Annotated in this window: 1 protein-coding gene; it reads left to right on the forward strand. The window is 54.6% G+C overall.

The window, feature by feature from the left end; all coding sequences use genetic code 11:
• Positions 1 to 1,363, forward strand: a 1,363-nt coding sequence (locus YA0848_RS34360; RefSeq protein ID WP_198731554.1) for an IS1182 family transposase, incomplete at its 5' end; no start/stop codon positions are given.
• Between the last annotated feature and the right edge of the window lie 91 nt (positions 1,364 to 1,454).

The raw sequence follows: 1,454 nt of genomic DNA on the forward strand, positions 1-1,454 counted from the left end.
CCTCAGCGATACCAATCCGGTTCGGGTGGTTGACGTTTTCGTCGATGAACTCGACTTGGCCAAGCTAGGTTTTGATGGCGTCATTCCAGCCGAAACCGGCAGACCTGCTTACCATCCCGCTGTCCTGCTAAAGATCTATATCTACGGCTACCTGAACCGCATCCAATCGAGTCGCCGTCTTGAGCGAGAAGCTCAGCGCAACGTTGAACTGATGTGGCTGACCGGGCGCTTGACGCCCGATTTCAAGACCATCGCCAACTTCCGAAAAGACAACAGCAAGGCCATTCGCGGCGTCTGCCGCCAGTTCGTTTTGCTCTGCCAGCAGTTGGGGTTGTTTGACGAAAACCTGGTTGCCATCGACGGCAGCAAATTCAAGGCAGTGAACAACCGTGACCGCAATTTCACCAGCGCCAAACTGAAGCGGCGCATGGAAGAAATCGAGGCGAGCATCAGCCGTTATTTGGCTGCGCTCGATGCGGCTGATCGACAGATTCCTAGCGCCTCCGCGCCAGACATTGCCAGCCTGGAAGATAAAATCGCCAAGCTCAAATCGCAGATGAAAGAGCTTGAGGGGATCGAAACTCAGCTCAACGATTCCCCTGACAAACAGGTTTCGCTGACCGACCCGGATGCCCGTTCGATGATGACGCGCGGCAGCGGTATCGTTGGCTACAACGTGCAGACGGCTGTCGATACGCAGCACCATTTAATAGTTGCTCATGAGGTCACCAACAGCGGTTCAGACCGTGACCAACTCAGTTCAATGGCGAAGCAGGCTCGTGAAGCTGTCGGCGCAGAAACGCTGTCCGTGGTGGCTGACCGAGGCTACTTCAAGGGTGAAGAAATCCTTGCCTGTCACGACGCAAACATCACGGCCTACGTGCCTAAGCCAATGACTTCAAGCGCCAAGGCTGATGGCCGATTCAACAAAGATGCCTTCGTGTATGACTCGACGAAAAACGAATACACCTGCCCGGCGGGAGAGGCACTGATCTGGCGATTCTCCAGCGTTGAGAAAGGCATGAATATGCACTGCTACTGGAGTTCAAAGTGCCAGAGTTGCACGCTGAAAACCCAGTGCACGCCAAGCACAAATCGTCGAGTAAGGCGCTGGGAACATGAAGCTGTGCTGGAGGAAATGCAACGCCGGCTGAACCAAGCACCGGAGATGATGCGGGTTCGAAAGCGGACTGTTGAGCATCCATTCGGGACGCTCAAACAATGGATGGGGGCAACGCACTTCCTGACTCGAAAACTGAACGGGGTGAGCGCAGAAATGAGCTTGAATGTGCTCGCCTATAACTTGAAGCGGGTGATGAAAATCATCGGCACCGAAGGCTTGTTGAAGGCGATGGCGGCGTAAAAGCCCAGCTTTTACTGCCCCAAGAGGTGCCAAAGCGCTTCATACGCGCTCTGAAGCGTTACCGGCGCTGATCGTGGTAAATAATCGGGAA

The sequence above is a fragment of the Pseudomonas sp. S4_EA_1b genome, assembly GCF_016307435.1.
Taxonomy (GTDB): Bacteria; Pseudomonadota; Gammaproteobacteria; order Pseudomonadales; family Pseudomonadaceae; genus Aquipseudomonas; species Aquipseudomonas rhodesiae.